The 19294-nt window shown below is 57.7% G+C and carries 14 protein-coding genes; 9 read left to right on the top strand and 5 right to left on the bottom strand.

The window, feature by feature from the left end; translation table 11 throughout:
* Positions 1-99: 99 nt before the first annotated feature.
* Positions 100-1248: a non-hydrolyzing UDP-N-acetylglucosamine 2-epimerase gene (gene wecB, locus SH467x_RS02765; protein WP_482369767.1), complete on the bottom strand. Its 1149-nt coding sequence runs from the start codon at positions 1246-1248 to the stop codon at positions 100-102.
* Positions 1249-1306: 58 nt separating this feature from the next.
* Between wecB and SH467x_RS02760 the strand changes: the two genes are divergently transcribed.
* Positions 1307-1534, top strand: coding sequence for a hypothetical protein (locus tag SH467x_RS02760; RefSeq protein ID WP_482369766.1), 228 nt, complete (start codon positions 1307-1309; stop codon positions 1532-1534).
* 319 nt (positions 1535-1853) lie between these two features.
* Here SH467x_RS02760 and gmd read toward each other — a convergent pair whose 3' ends face one another.
* Together gmd and SH467x_RS02750 are read right to left on the bottom strand one after the other, a co-directional pair.
* Positions 1854-2975, bottom strand: a complete 1122-nt coding sequence (gene gmd / locus SH467x_RS02755; RefSeq protein ID WP_482369765.1) for a GDP-mannose 4,6-dehydratase — start codon at positions 2973-2975, stop codon at positions 1854-1856.
* Positions 2976-3777: 802 nt separating this feature from the next.
* Positions 3778-4995, bottom strand: a complete 1218-nt coding sequence (locus SH467x_RS02750; protein ID WP_482369764.1) for a sensor histidine kinase — start codon at positions 4993-4995, stop codon at positions 3778-3780.
* 151 nt (positions 4996-5146) lie between these two features.
* On the opposite strand from SH467x_RS02750, the gene SH467x_RS02745 reads away from it, so the two are divergent.
* Positions 5147-5404: a hypothetical protein gene (locus tag SH467x_RS02745; protein WP_482369763.1), complete on the top strand. Its 258-nt coding sequence runs from the start codon at positions 5147-5149 to the stop codon at positions 5402-5404.
* A gap of 672 nt (positions 5405-6076) precedes the next feature.
* On the opposite strand, the gene SH467x_RS02740 is transcribed toward SH467x_RS02745, so the two are convergent.
* Complete coding sequence (locus tag SH467x_RS02740; RefSeq protein ID WP_482369762.1) at positions 6077-8671, bottom strand: YidC/Oxa1 family insertase periplasmic-domain containing protein; 2595 nt, start codon at positions 8669-8671, stop codon at positions 6077-6079.
* An 847-nt stretch (positions 8672-9518) separates the two neighbouring features.
* Positions 9519-10919, bottom strand: coding sequence for a sigma-54-dependent transcriptional regulator (locus SH467x_RS02735; protein WP_482369761.1), 1401 nt, complete (start codon positions 10917-10919; stop codon positions 9519-9521).
* Between the two features lie 3 nt (positions 10920-10922).
* Between SH467x_RS02735 and SH467x_RS02730 the strand changes: the two genes are divergently transcribed.
* From SH467x_RS02730 to SH467x_RS02700, 7 genes are all read left to right on the top strand, one after another.
* A complete protein-coding gene (locus SH467x_RS02730) occupies positions 10923-11237 on the top strand; it encodes a hypothetical protein (RefSeq protein ID WP_482369760.1) in 315 nt (104 codons plus the stop codon).
* Positions 11238-11875: 638 nt separating this feature from the next.
* Entirely contained in the window at positions 11876-14290 is a 2415-nt protein-coding gene (gene ccoN / locus SH467x_RS02725; protein WP_482369759.1) for a cytochrome-c oxidase, cbb3-type subunit I, read from the top strand.
* Between the two features lie 4 nt (positions 14291-14294).
* Positions 14295-14483 carry a hypothetical protein gene (locus tag SH467x_RS02720; RefSeq protein ID WP_482369758.1) on the top strand — a complete coding sequence of 63 codons (189 nt, stop codon included), beginning with the start codon at positions 14295-14297 and terminating at the stop codon, positions 14481-14483.
* Entirely contained in the window at positions 14483-15067 is a 585-nt protein-coding gene (locus tag SH467x_RS02715; protein WP_482369757.1) for a cbb3-type cytochrome c oxidase N-terminal domain-containing protein, read from the top strand. Before SH467x_RS02720 ends, SH467x_RS02715 begins: the two co-directional genes overlap by 1 nt.
* A 1177-nt stretch (positions 15068-16244) precedes the next feature.
* Positions 16245-17795, top strand: a complete 1551-nt coding sequence (gene ccoG, locus SH467x_RS02710) for a cytochrome c oxidase accessory protein CcoG (protein ID WP_482369756.1) — start codon at positions 16245-16247, stop codon at positions 17793-17795.
* Positions 17795-18277 (top strand): FixH family protein, encoded by a 483-nt coding sequence (locus SH467x_RS02705; protein ID WP_482369755.1) that lies wholly within the window; start codon positions 17795-17797, stop codon positions 18275-18277. The genes ccoG and SH467x_RS02705 overlap by 1 nt, the downstream gene beginning before the upstream one ends.
* The gene (locus SH467x_RS02700) at positions 18274-19287 is read left to right on the top strand and encodes a sulfite exporter TauE/SafE family protein (RefSeq protein ID WP_482369754.1); all 1014 of its coding nucleotides are present in this window, start codon (positions 18274-18276) and stop codon (positions 19285-19287) included. The genes SH467x_RS02705 and SH467x_RS02700 overlap by 4 nt, the downstream gene beginning before the upstream one ends.
* Positions 19288-19294 lie beyond the last annotated feature (7 nt).

Genomic DNA, 19294 nt, shown 5'->3' with positions numbered 1-19294 from the left:
TGAACCCGACCGTAGGCGCCCTGGGGGGCACCGTACTGAGACCGGTTAGTAGATTCTCGCTTCTCGCATCTTTCCCCTATTCTTCTTTTTTGCCGCTCGCTACTCGCTACTCGCTACTATTTTTGTAATTTTTTGAGCGGCCGTGCCGTCGCCGTAGGGGTTTTGGAGTTGGCTTCGCTGCCGATAGTGGGCTGGGTCGGAGAGGAGCTGATGGGCTTCGCTGAGGATCTTGGCAATGTCGGTGCCGACGAGCTTGCAGGTCCCAGCATGGACTCCCTCCGGTCGTTCGGTGGTCTCGCGAGTCACTAAGACCGGCTTGCCAAAGCTGGGCGCTTCTTCTTGGATACCCCCCGAATCGCTGATGATGAAGTGGCTGCGGGCCATGAGCCAGACGAAGTCTTCATAGCCGACCGGATCGATGAGCTCGATGCGATCGATCCCTCCCAATGTAGGAAGGACGGTCTGACGAACGGCCGGATTCAAATGGACGGGGAACAAAATCCCTAGCTCGGGATAATCGACCACCAACTGCTCAAGGGCTTTGCATAGCTGCGCCATTCCTTCCCCATGCGACTCGCGACGGTGGGCGGTGACGAGCAAGAATGGGGCGCCGCCGTCGACGAGATAACGATCTCGAAACCCGTCGGAAATCTTCAAACGGGTGCAGAGCTCGCTTGCGACTCCTTGCCTGGCCGAGAGGATGTCGTTCATCCAGTGCAAGGCGTCGATGACGGTGTTGCCGGTGACATGGATGGTGGCCGGATCGATCCCTTCACGCACCAAATTCTGCTTGCTCCACTCCGTAGGTGCAAAATTGTAGCGGCAGAGGGGGGTGGTCAGGCGACGGTTCATCTCTTCGGGATAAGGGGAGTACATATCCCCTGTTCGCAAGCCCGCTTCCACGTGTCCGACCGGGATTTTGTGGTAGAAGGCGGCTAAGGCGCCGGCGAGGACGCTGGTCGTGTCTCCTTGCACAAGGACTCGATCGGGTTTGGACTCGCTGAAGTAGCTCGAGAGGGCGGTGATGGCTCGGGCGGTGAGTTCGGGAAGGGTTTGGTTGGGGACCATCAAGCCGAGGTCGTGATCGGGCTGAAGTCCGAAGGCTGCGAGCGTTTGGAGGAGCATCTCGCGATGCTGCCCGGTGGAAAGGAGGATGGGCTCGACCGCAGGCTGCCCCCGCAGCTCGCGATAGATCGGCGCCATCTTGATGGCCTCGGGACGTGTCCCCACGACAAGGCAGATTTTCATTTATAGGAACCGTTCGGAGAACGGTGTTCTTAGTTCTTAGTTCTTAGTTGATCAGCCAATGTGTACTAGCAAGCGATTGAGCATGGAGCATGGAGCATGGAGCATGGAGCATGGAGCATGGAGCATGGAGCATGGAGCATGGAGCATGGAGCATGGAGCAGGGAGCAGGGAGCAGGGAGCAGGGAGCAGGGAGCAGGGAGCATGGAGCAGGGAGCAGGGAGCAGGGAGGCCGAACGGTCGTCTCGACGGATTCTTTTGCCTGAAGGGCATGCACATCGTAGCCTAGGGTAACGCCCTAGGTCTGGACCGCAACAACGGTTCATTGGCTGAAAGCCATCCACAAAACCGGTGCACATTACCGCGCCCAAGACCGGATGCGAAATCGTCAACCATTTGGGTTTCAGCGGGATCGTGACGCTACGAGCAAGGCCTATTTGTGTATGGCCTTTAGCCAAAAGATCAGGTGTGGGAACCAAATCCTGGGGTGTTACCCTAGGCTACAATGTGCATGCCCTTCAAGCAAAATCCAGACCCAGGCGTCAGACTCCCGTCTTCCTCGCTGCTCGCTGCTCGCCGCTCGCCACTCGCCACTCGCCGCTTTTTCGCTACTCTTTTGCGACGCTGACGGTGTGGCCGTGGCGTTGGAGGAGGGCATGTTTGCGGGCGTTGTCGAGGTCGGCAGCGACCATCTCGGCACACATTTCCTCGCAAGTGATCTCGGGGACCCAGCCGAGCTTTTGCTTGGCCTTTGTCGGATCGCCTAATAGCGTTTCGACTTCGGCGGGGCGGAAGTACCTGGGGTTGACCTTCACGATGGTGGCTCCCACCTTCACTGCGGGGGCTTTGTCGGTGTCAAGGATCTTGGCGACTTTCGCATGCTCATCGACCCCTTGGCCGTGGAAGGTGACTTCCATGCCTGCTTCCAAGGCGGAGATGCGGACAAATTCGCGGACGCTCATTTGTCGGCCGGTGGCGATGACGAAGTCTTCGGGCTGCTCCTGCTGGAGCATCATCCACTGCATCCGGACGTAATCTTTGGCATGCCCCCAATCGCGGAGGGAGTCCATGTTGCCCAGATACAAGCATTCCTCAAGGCCTTGCGCGATATTCGCGATGCCGCGTGTGATTTTGCGGGTGACGAAGGTTTCGCCACGGCGTGGGGATTCGTGGTTGAAGAGGATGCCGTTGCAAGCGTACATGCCATAGGACTCGCGGTAGTTGACCGTGATCCAGTACGCGTAGAGTTTGGCCACCGCGTAGGGGGACCGTGGGTAGAACGGAGTGGTTTCCTTTTGAGGGATTTCTTGGACCAGCCCGTAGAGCTCCGACGTGGAGGCTTGGTAGAAGCGAGTTTTCTTTTCGAGGCCTAGGAAGCGGATAGCTTCCAGCATGCGGAGGGTGCCGATCGCGTCGACGTCGGCGGTGTATTCCGGGGATTCGAAGGAGACCGCGACGTGAGATTGGGCGCCGAGGTTATAGACTTCGTCGGGCTGAACTTCGTTGATGATTCGGGTGAGGTTCGAGCTATCGGTCAAGTCACCGTAGTGGAGTCGGAATTTCGCGTCGACTTGGCTCGGTGGCTGGTAGATGTGGTCGATTCGTTCGGTATTGAACGAGGAGGCGCGGCGTTTGATCCCGTGGACTTCGTAGCCCTTTTCAAGCAGGAATTCGGCAAGGTACGAGCCGTCTTGTCCTGTGACTCCGGTGATAAGGGCTTTCTTTGACATGGTCATTCAGTAGCGAGTAGAAAGTGGCGAGTGGCGAGGAAGAAAAGACAAAAGCGGCGAAAGGCGAGGCAGTCGTAGCCGTTTTCTGGACGGCGTTTGGGTAGCAACCAGTCTCAGGCCGGTATGCCGCTTTGGGCTAACTGAAGAATCCTAGCAAAGATGGGGGGGGTAGGGGAATGGCAGTGGGCGCGCACTTCGTTCCTGTCGGTGACAGGGAATGTACCGATAACGCCGGTTTGGGGGCTGGTAGGGCGATCGGGATGGAGGCCAATCCTATGCCGTTCAAGGTGCTGCGGCAAAGGGTTGTACTCAAGGACTGAATGCAACTTGCTAGCATAGACCACGTCGTCATTCCCGCAATTCGGCTTGGGGGTAGATCGAAGTTAAACTCTTGTGAACAGGAAAAGCGCAAGGAATGGAAGGGTTGTGAGGGTTAGGGGGAGAGTAGCGAGTAGCGAGAGGCGAGGGGCGAGTAGCGAGGGGCGAGTGGCGAGTGGCGAGTGGCGAGGAGCGAGGAGCGAGGAGCGAGGGGCATGGGGCAAGGGCAGGGGGCAGGGAGGGCGGTGTCGAACGGTCGAGGACGACCGTTCGACGGCTTCCACCCCATCGACCGCCAATACACCCCCGTGTTTCGCCCAGCGAAACACCATTCGTCACAACGGTAACTACCTGGGAGACTACCCTAAGCAACGCTGCATATTTTCCTTGCGCAAGAACGGTCGAGGACGACCGTTCGACAGTGCTACTCCCTCGCTCCTCGCCGCTCGCCGCTCGCCACTTTCTACTCTCTACTCTCTAAACTCTACTTTCTCGCGCAGCGCGGGAGTGTGACGAGGATTTGCGTGCCGGCTTGCGGCTGGCTTCTTATCTGAATCTGGCCGCCGCTGGCGGTGATGACGCGCTCGACGTTGGCCAATGAAATGCCTAACCCGCGGCCATGCTCGCGCCCGCTGTAGTACAGCGAAAAGGCTTGCTCCAACCCCGCAGCCGACATCCCCATTCCGGTGTCTTGCACGGCGATCTCGACAGACGAATGCGGCACGTGGCGGTTAGCGGGTTCCGAGGCGCGGACAAGGAGCGTGACGGTGTCGCCGGGTGAACAGGCGTCCAAGGCGTTTTGAAGGAGGGATGCGATGGCTTCCTGCAACTCTGCTGGCTCGGTCTGGACGTGGATCGGAAGGTCGATGCCGGCGACTTCCCAAGTGATTTGACGGGCTTGGAAAAGGGACGCGAAACGCGTGACCAAGGGCTCGAGGCATTCGGAGAGGGGGACAACGCGGGGGTTCCAAGCCTTGGGCTTCACCGCCCGCATCATTTCGGCGAGCATTTCGTGGGCTCGCATGGATTGGTCGACGATAGTCGCAAGCGACTTTTGGTCGGCAGCGTCGCGGGCTTGTGTCAAAAGCTGCTGGGCGCGCGCGGCGATGTTGGCGAGCGGGTTGTTGATTTCGTGGGTGAGACCGTAGGCGAAGTCGTAGATCGCTTGCTGGGTCCGTTTCGCGACCGCTTGATCGAATCGCACGCGGTCCACGATGGCTTGCAAGGCGACATGGGCGGCGTCGAGGAGCATGCTCAAGCCGGCTTGATCCTCTTCCCGGGCGGGGCGGCCCAGAAGTTGGTCACCGCCGCGGGGAGCAGAAAGGTGGTAGATGAGGGCCGACAGCTGTGTGGCAGGGGTAGCAAGCGAACTGGAGGCGAGCGGCAGGACTTGGGAAGTGGCTGCGGCGGAGGGTGGGGGTGGTGGGGAGGCGATCGCTGGGAATTGAGAAGAAAGGGACAGGGCCAAGCGTGGCACAAGGGGCGGGGGGCTTGCGGTCGCCCCGGACCCTTCGCTGGCATTTTGAGCGTCGGTAAGGGGTGGTGGGGAGGCGAGCTGGTCGAGGCCGGGGAGATGGGCGGAGTGCTCGGCAAGCCAATTCGACCAGATGGTATCGACATTCGAGGAGTGCGTAGCGGTATCGAGCCGCCGGATCTGGTCGGCGGCAAGGAATAGGCGATGGGCAGCGGAGAAAAGGGGCAAGATGGTTATGAGTGGCGAGTGGCGAGTGGCGAGGAGCGAGGAGTATACGTCGAACAGTCGTACTCGACTGGTCTTGCGCGAGGAAAGTATACCGCAATGCTTAGGATAGTCTTCTAGGAGTTTTTGGTACTAGGGGCAGGGAGCATGGAGCATGGAGCATGGAGCATGGAGCATGGAGCATGGAGCATGGAGCATGGAGCATGGAGCATGGAGCATGGAGCAGGGTGCAGGGTGCAGGGTGCAGGGAGCAGGGAGCTGGGAGCAGGGGGCAGGGTGCATGGTGCAGGGAGCAGGGAGCAGGGAGCAGGGAGCAGGGAGCGAGGGGCATGGGGCGAGGGGCATGGGGCGTAATGTCGAACGTTCTTCTCTTTTTGTCCTGAAAGGACTTGAGCCATTAGCCGGGGGGTGAGCGTATGCGAGACCCCCGGTGGATTCCCCAATGGATTGTGCATCTCGACGGGATGCAAGCCGCACGCCTGAACATCTTCGCATTGTTCATCGAGCCATGGCGTTTCTTTAATCCCTTCGGGATAGAAGAAGGTGTGGGGGGGACCGGGGGTGTCGCTCGCGCTCAACCCCCGACTACAAGCTTTGATCCTCTCAGGATCGATTATAGAACCGTCGTCTCGACGGTTTCTTTTGGCGGAAGGCCAACCACAACTAGGCCTCGCCTGAACCGTCACGATTCCGGGGTATACCAAATGGGCGACGATCTTGCATCCGGTCGAAGGCGTGGTGGCGTACGACGGTTTTGTTGATGGCTTTCAGCCAAAAGAGCCGTGCGGTGGCGCTGGTCCTAGGGCGTTGCTCTAGGCTACGTTGTGCATGCCCTTCAGCCAAAAGACCCACGCCGGTCGGGGACCGTTTGCTATTCACCTCTCACCACTCACTCTATCGTTATCGGGCTAGTCGATTCGCCGATAGCATGCAAGCGGGGGGAAGCCGTCGAGGACGACGGCTCTACATTGGCCCTCGCTACTCGCTACTCGCTACTCGCTACTCGCCCCGTCCTCCCTGCTCCTCGCTCCATGCTCCATGCTCCATGCTCCATGCCCCTTGCCCCTTGCCCCTTGCTCCTCCCCTACCTCGGTTTTGGGTTTCGGGGGGGGCGGGAGGGCTTTTTGTCGGAGTTGCCACCGTTGTTGGAGGGGGGGGGTGTGTCCTTGCCCGGTTTCTTGCCAAACCAACCTGGGAAGAGATCGGCAAGGGTCTCGGGTGGCTTTTGATACTTCTCTTTCGGCTTATCGGAAGCCGCTGTGGTCGTGCGTTGTGGGGCGGCTCCGGTGCCGGCTTTGTTGATCGTTTGAATGATCTCCGCGGCTGCGTTCTCGGATAGATCGACCGTCGTCCCCTTTGGCGTGTTGCGACGGATCAGCCATCGCTCGACCAAGGACCAGGTCGAGGAAGTGATGAAGTAAATGCAAAGACCCGCGGGGACTCGGAAGAACAAAACACCCATGAACACGGTCATGAACATCATCATCTTTTGGGCAATCGCCGTCTGCTCGTCCGTCGCCTTCGGCATGAGCACCTTCTGCTGGATGATGAACAAGGTGATGGTGATGATCGGCAGAATATTGAAGTAAGGTCCGAAATACCCAGTTCCACGACCCGCGATGAAATCGGGCATCCAACTGTGCCAACCGAAGAGCATGTCGGGGCCGGCCAAATTCGAACACCAATCCAAGCCTGGTATCAACGCTTGCTGGCGCAGCCCGACGTCGACGGAGACGCAGCGGTAGAGTCCGATGACAATCGGAAGCTGGATCAAAGCGGGGAGGCAACCGGCGAATTGATTCACCCCTGCCTTCTTCATCAGCATCTGTTGGGCCGCCATCATTTTGCGAGGATCGTCTTTGAACGCCTCGCGCAGCTTGGCCGTGTGGGGCTGGACTGCCTGCATCTTTTGGGCATTGAGAGCCATTTTCCGGCTGACGGGAAACATGCAGGAGCGGACCAGGACGGTCAACATCATGATGGCGATGCCGAAGTTGCCGACGAGGTAATAGAACAAGTGCAGGATCCACCCCAGCCGCTTGGCAAAGAACCCGAAGATATGCCAGCCATATTCCAGGGCCTCATCCAGCTTGTAAGCGCCCAATAGCTCCGGGTCTTTGGGGCCAGCGAAGAGGTAGTAGCTGCTTTGAATCTCTCCTTTTGGGGCCAAGCTCACGGAGGGGGAGTCGATCCAAAAGCCAACATTCGCCGCTTGCTGTTTGTAGGAAACCAGTTTGGTGGTGTCCCGGTAGGCGGAATTGAGGACGCGAGCACGACCTCGTTCAAGAGACTTGAGGGCATCCGGATCGGAAGGGCTGGGAAGCAGGGCCGAAGTAAAGGATTGGGTATCGAGGCCGATGTACTTCAAGCTCCTTTTGGCTTCGCTGTTGGCCGGGCCGAAGAGTTCGAAATCGGGGCTGGCTGGGGTATTGAATGCGTGGGAGACGATCGTGCGGGTCGTGGTCAGGGAGTGCGAGACCGCTTGATCGCCGACGATGATGTCCCGCGCCCCGGCGGCGCTGAAGAAGTAAGGCGAAATCTTGGTCGGATACCACCAACCTTCCAGCGAGATACCGTTCACGCCGTCTTGTCGAACCGCGATTTTGTGTTCTTTGTCTCCCAAGTTTCGGACGGAGGTGGAGTATTCAATGTGAAACTGCCAGTGGTCCGGGGAGGTGACGGCCTCCGATTTGTCGGGTTTACGCAGTTTGTACTGCTTGACCAATTCGATTTGGGCTTCGGACCCGAGAACTTGGAGGTAGGGGGTGATGTTCAAGCTGAATTCGACACCTTGCCCACCCTCGACGTCGATCGGTTTTGCGTTCCAGTTTCCTTCGAGGGTTTTTTCCAGGCCCAAGATGACCGACTCCCCTTCGCCGATATCCAAGCCGTCGAGTTTGGCGAGGGTCATGAGACAGGAGCGAACGGGATCGTTCCCGGGAACTTGCTCTTTGGCCCAATCGTCTTCGGCGCGGACGATATCGAGCGGTTTCTCGCCGAGGGTGAGTTGGTAGGTCGCTTTCGGCGAGCCATTCCTTTCGATGCTCAGTTCGATGTCTTGCCCGGGCCGCCACTTATCGGACCATTGATCGAATTTGGTCCGGGAGAGCTCGCCATCAAGGCCCTTCCAGCCGACGATCCGATCGCCGGGTTGGAGGCCGGTGGCGGCGGAATCGTCTAGGTTTTTTGCGAGGGCGGCTGGGCTACCTGCAGGGACCGAGCGGATGGTCAGACCGGTGGGGGCGTTTTCGCCAGTCTCGTTAGCGGGAGCCCCGTTTTCAAGAGCCAAGTAGCCGGCGTAACCCTGTCGTTCTTTTTCTTGCAGGGATCGGTATTGGAGGGTGCCGTCGGGGTTGCGCTGGACGACTTCGATCCGTTCGATGCCGGCGCCGCGGTTATCGAGGCACACGACGAGCGAGTAGCCATCCTCTGCGGCCATGCTCCCTAGGACGTAGCGAGCGCGGTCGGGTTCGGCGGGTGGTTTCCAGTCAGGGTTTTGTTCCGCTTTGGCGCGGATTTCTGCAAGCTTTTCGTCCCTTTTTTCCTTTTCCGATTCCAAGCGTTCTGCGTCCGCTTTGGCTTGCAAGGCCGCGAGATCACGCTGGCGTTGGAAGCTGTTGAAAAGAAGGAATATGGAGATCCCCAGAAGGAGGTAAGCGAAGAATCTTCGGTTGTCCACGTCGAGCTACTCGGGGGAAGAATGGGGGGGATTCGGTGTCCACTTCGTGGGGCACACCGATTGCAAACCCCGAATTTTCGGCCGGTTAGGTTGATTTGCCTAGTGCAAATGAGGAGGAACCGGTAGGGAGAGGCGAGGAGCGAGTGGCGAGAGGCGAGAGGCGAGAGGCGAGGAGCATGGAGCATGGAGCATGGAGCAGGGAGCAGGGAGCAGGGAGCATGGAGCAGCACTGTCGAACGGTCGTCCTCGACTGTTCCAGCGCCAAGTACCACCTTTCCAACGACCAGACCACCTCCGCCTCGCAGCGTGTTGGGAGAGATTCTTATTTTTGCGATGCGTTAGGCGATGCAGATCTGTTGAGGACAACAGATCGACTGTCGAACGCTTTCCTGTTCTTGTCCTGAAAGGACTTGAGCCATTAGCCGGGGGTTGAGCGTATGCGATACCCCCGGTGGATTCCCCAAGGATTGTGCATCCCGCCGGGATGCAATCCGCACGCCTGATCATCTTCGCGTTCTCAATCGAGATGCGTTCGATCGCAAGCAGGAGCTCCAATCTCGATCAAGCCATCGCATTGCTTTAATCCCTTCGGGATAGAAGAAGGGGTGGGGGGGACCGGCGGTGTCGCTTGCGCTCAACCGCCGGCTACAAGCTGCTATACCTTCGGCATTCCTTTGGCACCGCAAAGCGATTAGGTTGAAACCTCGCCCCTCGCTATTCGCTCCATGCTCCATGCTCCTTGCTCCCCGCCCCGTTCTACTCGCTACTCGCTACTCGCCACTCGCCACTCGCCACTCGCCACTCGCTACTCGCCACTCGCTACTCGCCACTCGCTACTCGCTACTCGCTACTCGCTACTCGCTTGCGCGGAGGGTTCTTTGGCGGCGAGGTGGTCGAGGATGCGGTACAGGCTGCGGCGGGCGATGCCGAGCTCCTTGGCCGCTTTCGTCTTATTCCCTTTGTTTCGTTTGAGCACTTCCAGGACATGTCGATGGGAAAGAAGTTCTAACGGGATGGCGTCTCCCACTCGCGGTTCATGCTCGCCGCTTGCATCGATGTCATGACCTGCCGCACGCCGTAGCTCGCTCGGTAGATTCTCGATCTCGATAATGTTCTTGTCTGCCAAGATTTTGGCGCGTTCCAAGGCATTGATGAGCTGCCTCACGTTACCGGGCCAACGCGAGGCCCGAAATAGCTCCACCACGCCAGGACCAAGCGTCCAGTCTTCCCCAAGCCAGTGATGCACGAGAAGCGGAATGTCGTCGAGTCGGTCGCGAAGCGGGGGGATCGAAATCGAAAGAACGTTCACACGGTAGAACAAATCTTCGCGGAATCGGCCCGCCGCGACTTCTTGAATCAAGTCGCGATTGGTGGCGGCGATCAATCGGACTTTGACTTTTCGCTCTTTCGTCGATCCGATGCGACGCATCGAGCCATCTTCTAGAACTCGAAGCAATTTGGCTTGCAATCCCCCTGCAAGTTCCCCGAATTCATCGATGAACAACGTCCCGCCGTCGGCGATTTCAAAAAGTCCGGGTTTGGCATCGACGGCGCCGGTGAAAGCCCCTTTTTCGTGTCCAAACAGCTCACTTTCCAATAGTGACTCGGGCAACGCAGCACAGTTGATCACAACAAGCGGTTTGTCGGCGAGGGTGCTTTGAGCGTGGATGGCCCGGGCGACCAGTTCTTTACCCGTCCCGCTTTCCCCCAAGATCAACACAGGTTTATCGCTCGGTGCGATCCGTCCGATCAGTCGCTTTACCTCTTGGATTCCTTGCGAGTTTCCGATCAAGGGCTTGGGGCGGTTCTGATCGGCGAGTTGCCTTTTGAGGTGGATGTTTTCTCGCTCGAGCGTGACGGTTTTCGAAATGCGGCGGACCAGGTTGTCCAGCTCGTCGAGGCCGAAGGGCTTGGAAAGGTAATCCACCGCTCCAAGCTTCATGGCTTCGACAGCCGAGCCGATGCTTCCGCCGCCGGTGAGCATAATGACCTTCAGATCGGGATCCTCTTTGCAGAGGCGGGGGAGAAGTTCCAAACCGGACATGCCGGGCATGTTCTGGTCGATGACGGCAACGTGGAAATGCTGGCTTGTCTGGACCGCGATGGCTTGCTCGGCATTCGCGGCCGCCACGACGCGGTATCCTTGCCGCTGGAAAAAGCGACAGGCCGGTTCGAGAAAATCGGGCTCGTCGTCCACGAGCAGCAAATCGATCGGGTCGCTAAGTGCGGCTAACACCATAATTGGCATTCGATGAAGAAAAGGGTGGTTGGTTGCCCGCGAAACGTGGCAAACTTCGATGCAGAAGGAGTCGCTCGTCGGTTCGCTGAGACAGTGAGCAAATGGGGTACCAATGGGTTTCAGAGGGCGAAAAAGGGGGAGGGAGTAGCGAGTGGCGAGTGGCGAGTAGCGAGTAGCGAGGAGCATGGAGCATGGAGCATGGAGCATGGAGCATGGAGCATGGAGCATGGAGCATGGAGCATGGGGCATGGGGCAGGGAGCATGGGGCAGGGAGCATGGGGCATGGAGCGAGGCATAATGTCGAACGTTCTTCTCTTTTTGTCCTGAAAGGACTCGAGCCATTAGCCGGGGGTTGAGCGTATGCGATACCCCCGGTGGATTCCCCAAGGATTGAGCATCCCGAAGGGATGCAAGCCGCACGCCTGAACATCTTCGCGTTGTTCATCGAGCCATGGCGTTTCTTTAATCCCTTCGGGATAGAAGAGGGTTTGGGGGGGACCGGGGGTGTCGCTCGCGCTCAACCCCCGGCTACAAGCTTTGATCCTTTCAGGATCGACAGAGGGATCTGTCGAGGACAACAGATCGACAGAGAACGACCACTTGATTTAGGGTGTGTCGAAATGGCGCGCTTGAGGGCTGGTGGTGGCGCGCGGGATTGGAATAGGGGGTGAGACAGGGGCGGCTGCTCGGCGAATTGGATTGGTTGCGACAATTTGTTCCTTTCGCGCTTCGATCGGCGTTTCTTCCTTCCCTGTCGGCGCATTCCTTTCGCGACTGGGATCTGCTCAGGCCTTGGGGGGAGGAGAAGGTTTCGGGGACCTGTGACAGCTTGACGCTGGAAAATGAAATTGAATGGGGGCGTGGGCGGGTTCGAGGAATCGCAAAATCCTTTATAACTGGCACATGGGTTGCGTTCCTCCGCGAACGCATCGTTTTCCCACTTCTCCCCCGACACGCATTGAATCATGTCATTTGCAGAACAGCCGCTGGGTTCCCGAGCGGCAACCATGGACGAATCGGCAGGCTCCTCCTATCCCGGTCGCGAGGCGCAGTCGCTGGAAACGTTCAGTTACGATGACGGCATCGTTCGCATGTTTATGGTGGCCACCATTTTTTGGGGGCTGATCGCGACGACGGTGGGGCTGTTGGTCGCGTTGCTTTTGGTGCTCCCTAACCTTTGGCAGGGGATGGATCCGAAATACAGCTCGCTCCTTTCCTTCAGCCGCCTTCGACCCTTGCACACCAACGCGGCGATTTTCGCGTTTGCAGGGAATGGAATCTTCGCCGCCATTTACTACAGCACCCAAAGGCTGTGCAAGTGTCGGATGTGGAGTGATACGCTGAGCCGGCTTCACTTTTGGGGGTGGCAAGCGATCATCGTGGCAGCGGCGATCACGCTACCGATGGGGCTGACGCAGAGCAAGGAATATGCGGAGTTGGAGTGGCCCATCGATTTGGCCATCGCCGTTGTTTGGCTCGGATTTTTTGGCGGTAACTTCTTGATGACCCTTTGGGTTCGCCGCGAACGCCACATGTACGTCGCCCTCTGGTTTTATATCGCCACGATCGTTACGGTCACCGTCCTTCACGTCTTTAATAACTTGGTCGTGCCGATCTCGTGGGGCAAGAGTTATTCGGTTTACGCGGGTGTTCAAGATGCCTTGATGCAGTGGTGGTATGGGCACAACGCCGTCGCATTTTTCTTAACAACTCCGTTTCTGGGATTGATGTATTACTATCTGCCCAAGGCGGCGGAGCGACCGGTGTTTAGTTACAAGCTCAGTATTATTCACTTCTGGTCGCTGGTCTTTATTTATATTTGGGCCGGTCCACACCACTTGCATTACACTGCGTTGCCCGAGTGGGCGAGCACGTTCGGGATGCTTTTCTCGGTGATGCTTTGGATGCCATCTTGGGGGGGGATGATCAATGGATTGCTCACCTTGCGAGGGGCTTGGAATAAAGTCACCTCCGATCCGATTTTGAAGTTCTTTGTCGTTGGGATCACCTTCTACGGCATGGCGACCTTTGAAGGTCCTTTGTTGTCGGTCAAAAGTGTGAATGCCCTTTCGCACTACACCGATTGGACGATTGCCCACGTGCATGCGGGAGCGCTCGGTTGGAACGGTTTCATGATCTTCGGGATGACTTATTGGATGTTGCCGCGTCTTTTCCAGACCAAGCTTTGGAGCAAGAGCATGGCGGATTGGCACTTCTGGTTGGGTACGATGGGAATCCTGTTGTACATCATCCCGATTTACATGGCCGGAATCACGCAAGGCTTGATGTGGCGCGCGATGGATGATCTCGGTCGCCTCCAGAACCCTGACTTCGTCGAGACGGTGCAAGCGATTGTTCCGTATTGGTGGGCTCGGTTGATCGGTGGCGGGTTGTATATCGTCGGCGTTTTGATGTTGGCACTGAATGCGTTTATGACTTGGACGACCCGTCCTGCGAAGTACGACGTTCCCGTCTATACCGCGCCGCGGTTGACCAAGAATTATCGCGACGAGCCGATCGGTGGCAGCAAGCTGGAGGGGGTTCCTGTTCTCGATGCCGCGAAGGTGTTGGACAAAGTTGGAGCGATGGATTGGCACCGACGTTGGGAGCGATTGCCGATTCGCTTCACGATCCTCACCACGTTGGCGGTGGTGATCGCCAGTTTGTTTGAAGCGGTACCGATGTTTTTGATTCGCAGCAATGTGCCCACGATTTCGACGGTAAAGCCTTATACGCCGCTCGAATTGGCGGGACGCGATATTTATGTCAGCGAAGGCTGTTACAACTGCCACTCCCAGATGATTCGGCCGATGGTGGCCGAGACTCAGCGATATGGGGAGTACAGCAAGGCAGGTGAGTTCATTTACGACCGACCGTTCCAATGGGGATCGCGACGCATCGGCCCTGACTTGGCCCGGGAAGGGGGCAAGCAGAGCAGTTTCTGGCACTGGACCCACTTCGAGAACCCGATGCAAGTATCGCCAGGATCGGTGATGCCCTCGTACAAGCACTTGCTAACCGAGCGTTTGAACTTCGGGGAGATCCCTAAGCGTGTGGAGGCAGCCAAGTTTCTGGGTGCACCCTACGAGTTCGAGATATCCGATTCGGAAGAGATGGCCAAGAGGCAAGCGGAGGCCATCGCAGCGGACATCATTGCCCAAGGGGGACCGGTGACTTTCGAAGGAGAGTTGATCAAGGATTCGACCGCCATCGCCTTGATCGCCTACATGCAGCGGATCGGGAAAGATTTGTTCACGCCGGCGACTCCGGAGGCAACTCCGGCTGCGGATGCGGCTGCGGCGGTGACGCCTGTCTCGGCGCCTGCGGTCGATGGCTCGGAATCGGTGAGCGATAGCCCTGCTAGCGAGAAGAAGGAGTGATGCGATGTTAAAGGATGTCATCTCCCAGTTGGATTACTCCCATTTCGACGAGATCGCAGTGGTAATGTTTGCGATCAGTTTTTTGGCCATTATCTGGGGTGCGCTACGGTTGCGTCCCGAAGCCGTCGAACGGTTTAGCAGCATTCCCATCCATGACCACATCGTTGATCCACGGAAAGGCGATCAAGAATAATGAATCAGTCGAATACGAAAGAAGTCTCGCTCGGCCATAGTTACGACGGCATTCAGGAATACGACAATCCGCTTCCGGGTTGGTGGAAGTGGATGTTTTGGGGAACGATCGCATTCTCCCCTCTGTACTTGATGTATTACCACAACGGCGCACCGGGGCGATCGGTGGCGGACCAGTACACCGCAGGGGTCACCGAGAACACTCGCAAGCAATATGCCGAAATCGGGGACTTGCAAGGGGACGAGGCGACCATGGTGAAGTTCTTGAAGGAGCCTAAGTGGGTCGGTGTAGGACAGGCGATATTCAAGGCGAATTGCGTTTCGTGTCACGGTCCGGAGGGTGGTGGGAATGTCGGCCCGAACCTGGGCGATAATTCGTTCAAGCACATCAAGGCGTTGCCGGACATTGTGAAAGTGATCAATGAAGGGGTCGCAGGTGGTGCCATGCCCGCTTGGGGAAACCGATTCTCGCACAAGAACGATGCGATCTTGGTATCGATTTATGTGGCGAGTTTGCGAGGAACGAATCCACCAGGAGGCAAAGCCCCCGACGGTGGCCCCATTCCGGCTTGGCCCAAAGATTAACTCCACCCCATTTCTCATTGCCCGTCGCGAGAAACGGGGGCGAAGAGGGTGGCGCGCCAAGGCGCAGAGGTCGCAACGTGGGATCCCGTTCAGTGGTAGAGGTGGGCTGATACAGGTTTGGATATCTACTTGCTTTCCTATCTGCCTCTCCTCCTCCTCTCTTTGCGCCGTCGCGCCGTTGCGAGAAACAGGGGCGAAGAGGGTGGCGCGCCAAGGCGCAGAGGTCGCAACGTGGGATCCCGTTCAGTGGTAGAGGTGGGCTGATACAGGTTTGGATATCTACTTGCTTTCCTATCTGCCTCTCCTCCTCCTCTCTTTGCGCCGTCGCGCCGTTGCGAGAAACGGGGGCGAAGAGGGTGGCGCGCCAAGGCGCAGAGGTCGCAACGTGGGATCCCTTTCAGTGGTAGCTGTGGGCTGATTCAGGTTCGAATATCTACTTGTTTGCCTATCAGCCTCGCCTCCTCCTCTCTTTGCGCCGTCGCGCCGTTGCGAGAAACAGGGGCGAAGAGGGTGGCGCGCGAAGGCGCAGAGGTCGCAACGTGGGATCCCGTTCAGTGGTAGAGGTGGGCTGATACAGGTTTGAATATCTACTTGCTTTCCTATCTGCCTCTCCTCCTCCTCTCTTTGCGCCGTCGCGCCGTTGCGAGAAACAGGGGCGAAGAAGGTGGCGCGCGAAGGCGCAGAGGTCGCAACGTGGGATCCCGTTCAGTGGTAGAGGTGGGCTGATTCAGGTTTGGATATCTACTTGTTTGCCTATCAGCCTCTCCTCCTCCTCTCTTTGCGCCGTCGCGCCGTTGCGAGAAACAGGGGCGAAGAAGGTGGCGCGCCAAGGCGCAGAGGTCGCAACGTGGGATCCCGTTCAGTGGTAGACGTGGGCTGATTCAGGTTCGAATATCTACTTGTTTGCCTATCTGCCTCGCCTCCTCCTCTCTTTGCGCCGTCGCGCCGTTGCGAGAAACTTTTCAATCAACCGGCTTGGCATGGGGATTGCTCTTGCGATTAGGGAACTCTCGGAGAGTGTGCAAGCGACGCGGACATGTTTCGACGTCAAATCCGATTGCTGGCGGTAGAATGGTAGCGGGATGGTTCCTGCCAAGCCTTCCCCGAGTCCAGATTCGATCCGAACCCATTAGGTTCTCGAGCCGATTGTCCAATCCCTCCCTTGGATTGAAACTTCATGAATACAAACGAATTCTCGCTCCCAATCCTGTCGAAGGAGCAACGGGATGCCAACATTGCCGCTTGCTCCAAGGGGTGCGGCAATTGTGGCGGAACAAAGCGTTGCGCCGACGATTCGTCCCCCTCTTTGGCGATGTCCGGTCCTGGCAGTTCGATCTTGCAAGCGGATGAGCAAGTCCTGCCGACGCTATCGCGGGATGGCAAGCGGCGTTGGATTACCCCTTCCTTGGAAAAAGGAAGCAAGTGGCATGCACGGCGCTGGGTGGCTTATGGGCTGATTGCATTCTTTGTGACGCTTCCTCATTTGCGGATCCATGGAAAGCCCTATGTCCTGCTGGATATCGCTTCGCGCGAGTTTACCTTTTTGGGATATACGTTTTATCCGACCGATACGCCATTGCTGGCGTGCATCATGCTCGGGGCATTTTTCTCGATCATGCTTGTGACCAGTTTGGCTGGACGTCTTTGGTGTGGATGGGGGTGTCCGCATACGGTTTACTTGGAGTATTTATTCCGTCCGATCGATCGACTTTTCGACGGTACGATCGGGAGAGGTGGGAAGCCGCGCAAGCCCATGAGTGGGGGAGCACAGGTCTTGCGATTGTTGGTTTATCTTGTTTGCTGCATGTTCCTGGCCCACACTTTCTTGAGTTACTTCGTCAGCACGGACGAGCTTCGTCGTTGGATCATGACGCCCCCGACCGAGCATCCGATCGCGTTCGTGGTGATGGCGGGGGCGACGCTTGGCCTGATGTTCCACTATCTCTATTTTCGGGAGCAACTCTGCTTGATCGCTTGTCCGTACGGTCGTTTTCAATCGGTTATGTTGGATCGGAAATCATTGATTGTGGCGTATGATCTGAAACGAGGAGAGCCGAGGAAGAAAGGAAAACGCAAGCCTTTGCCGGTGATCACCGACGCGGCGCGCGAGGCAGGGGATTGCATCGATTGCGGCCGATGCACGGCGGTTTGTCCCACCGGGATCGACATTCGAAATGGTTTGCAATTGGAATGCATCCACTGCACGCAGTGCATCGACGCTTGCGATGCCGTGATGACCAAGGTTGGGTTGCCGACCGGGTTGATCCGTTATACCAGTCAAGACGGATTGGAAGGAAAGCCGCAACGATGGATTCGGCCCAGGACGGTGATCTACGCCACCTTGGTGACAGTCCTCACAGGGCTCTTCTTCTTTATCTTGTCCTTCAAGTTCGCTTTCGATGCCCGCGTATTGCCTGCGAGCGGTGGAGCACCTTTTGTGGTCGGCTCGAACATGGTCGTACAGAACAATTTCAAGTTGCGGTTGGTCAACCGGAGTCAAACCGAGCAGACGTATCAGTTCCAAGTGGAGGATGAGGCCGTTTCGGTCAAAAACAGCGACGGGACCGATGTCGTTCTCCAGCCAGGTGAATCCGTGCGATTACCGATCGACGTCCATTTTCCCGTCCGCTTGACCGCCGGGCGGGGGGCGACTGCGACCAAGTTGATCGTGTCCGATAGTGCGGGCGCGACCCGCGAGTTGACCCTTCGATTATTGGGACCTCGATAATGCAAGAAAAAAGCTCGCGACGGTTTTGGGTAAGTTTGGTTTTGGGGTTCTTCGCGATCGATATCACGATCGCGGTGATCGCCATCTCGATGGCAGCCGGGGATCCCTCGTTTCGCACTATTCCCGGATTCGGTCAGCGTTCCGTCGACTGGGAGGTTCGAAAAAAGGAAGAGCAGCGGATCGCGGATCGCGGCTGGACGGTGGAAGCGAAGGCTTCGACTGCGAATCCAGGTAAGTTGTCCATCACGGTGCTTGCCATGGATCGCCAGCCGGTCCCGGATTTGAAGCTGACCGCCACGCTTTTCCACTACACTCGCGTCTCCGAACAACAAGTTGTACCGATGGAGTGGTCGGGCTCAGCCTACGAGGGAGATGCAGGTCTAGCCAAGCCTGGACTTTGGCATCTCGATATTGCGGGCGAGTTACCGGATGGGACGAAGATCTGGACGCAGCGCACACTCGAATTGGATCAGGTTCGATGAGCGGTTTGTGGGCATCGTGTGAATTGCTGGGTGCTACCGCGATCGCTTCGTTGCTCGGATCGCTGCATTGTGTTGGGATGTGCGGGCCATTCGTCTTGTTAGCGACGGCAGAGCCAACGACCCGACATGCATCGAAATGCCTTTCTTCACCTCGATTCCGATTGGTGGCTTATCATTTCGGCAGGTTGACGACGTATGCCGGCATGGGGCTCGTCGCAGGAATGGTTGCCACGACAATCCAACGATCCCGTTTGGCGCAGATCGCAGGCGAGTTTCGTTCATTGGGGGTTGCGATCGGATTGGTTTTGATCGGGATTGGATTGTGGCGTTTGGTCGCGCCCTGGGTCCGTTTTGGCACAGTCGCGCGCGCTCGGAGGGGGAGAGATCGATCGGTCGATAGCGTCAAATCGGCGCACCTCATGAATATCGGTGAAGCGAAGGTCGGGGAGAACCGTTTGAGGGAGCCGTTGCACCGAAGTTGGGTAGAGCATTGGGGGAGAGGGTTGCGAAGGTTGCGAGGGTGGTTTCCCAAAAGTTCAGCATTGGGCAATGCTTATTTTTGGGGACTGACCTCGACGCTGCTTCCGTGCGGCTGGCTTTACGTCTTCGTACTCGCCGCGTTGGCGGCACCGTCGGTCGCCATGTCGGTGGCTACGATGGCAGCCTTTTGGCTCGGAACCTTGCCCCTCCTTTCGTTGTCCGCTTGGGGGTGGCAGCGATTGGGTGCTCGTTACCAACGCATGAGCGGTCCGGTCGCCGGATTGAGTATTCTATTGATGGGGGGGTATCTCGTAGCGACGAGGAGTTCGGTTCGGATCGAGAGCTGGATGGAAGACCAGATCACGGCATCCGGTTTGCAATCTCCCCTGCGAGCAAGCGAGACGTCGGGTTCGTTGCAAGGAGCTTCGACGGAAACGTCCATGGAGTTCCTTCGTCGCATGACAAAGCAGCTCAATGACGGGTTGCCTTGCTGCGACCCTAGCCAGGCGCCACGCGTCGACAAGGATTAAGCAATTG

It is taken from the genome of Brakhagea slesvicensis (genome assembly GCF_052161625.1).
GTDB lineage: Bacteria > Planctomycetota > Planctomycetia > Pirellulales > Pirellulaceae > JBKCUI01.
This window is presented reverse-complemented; position numbering and strand designations above follow the sequence as displayed.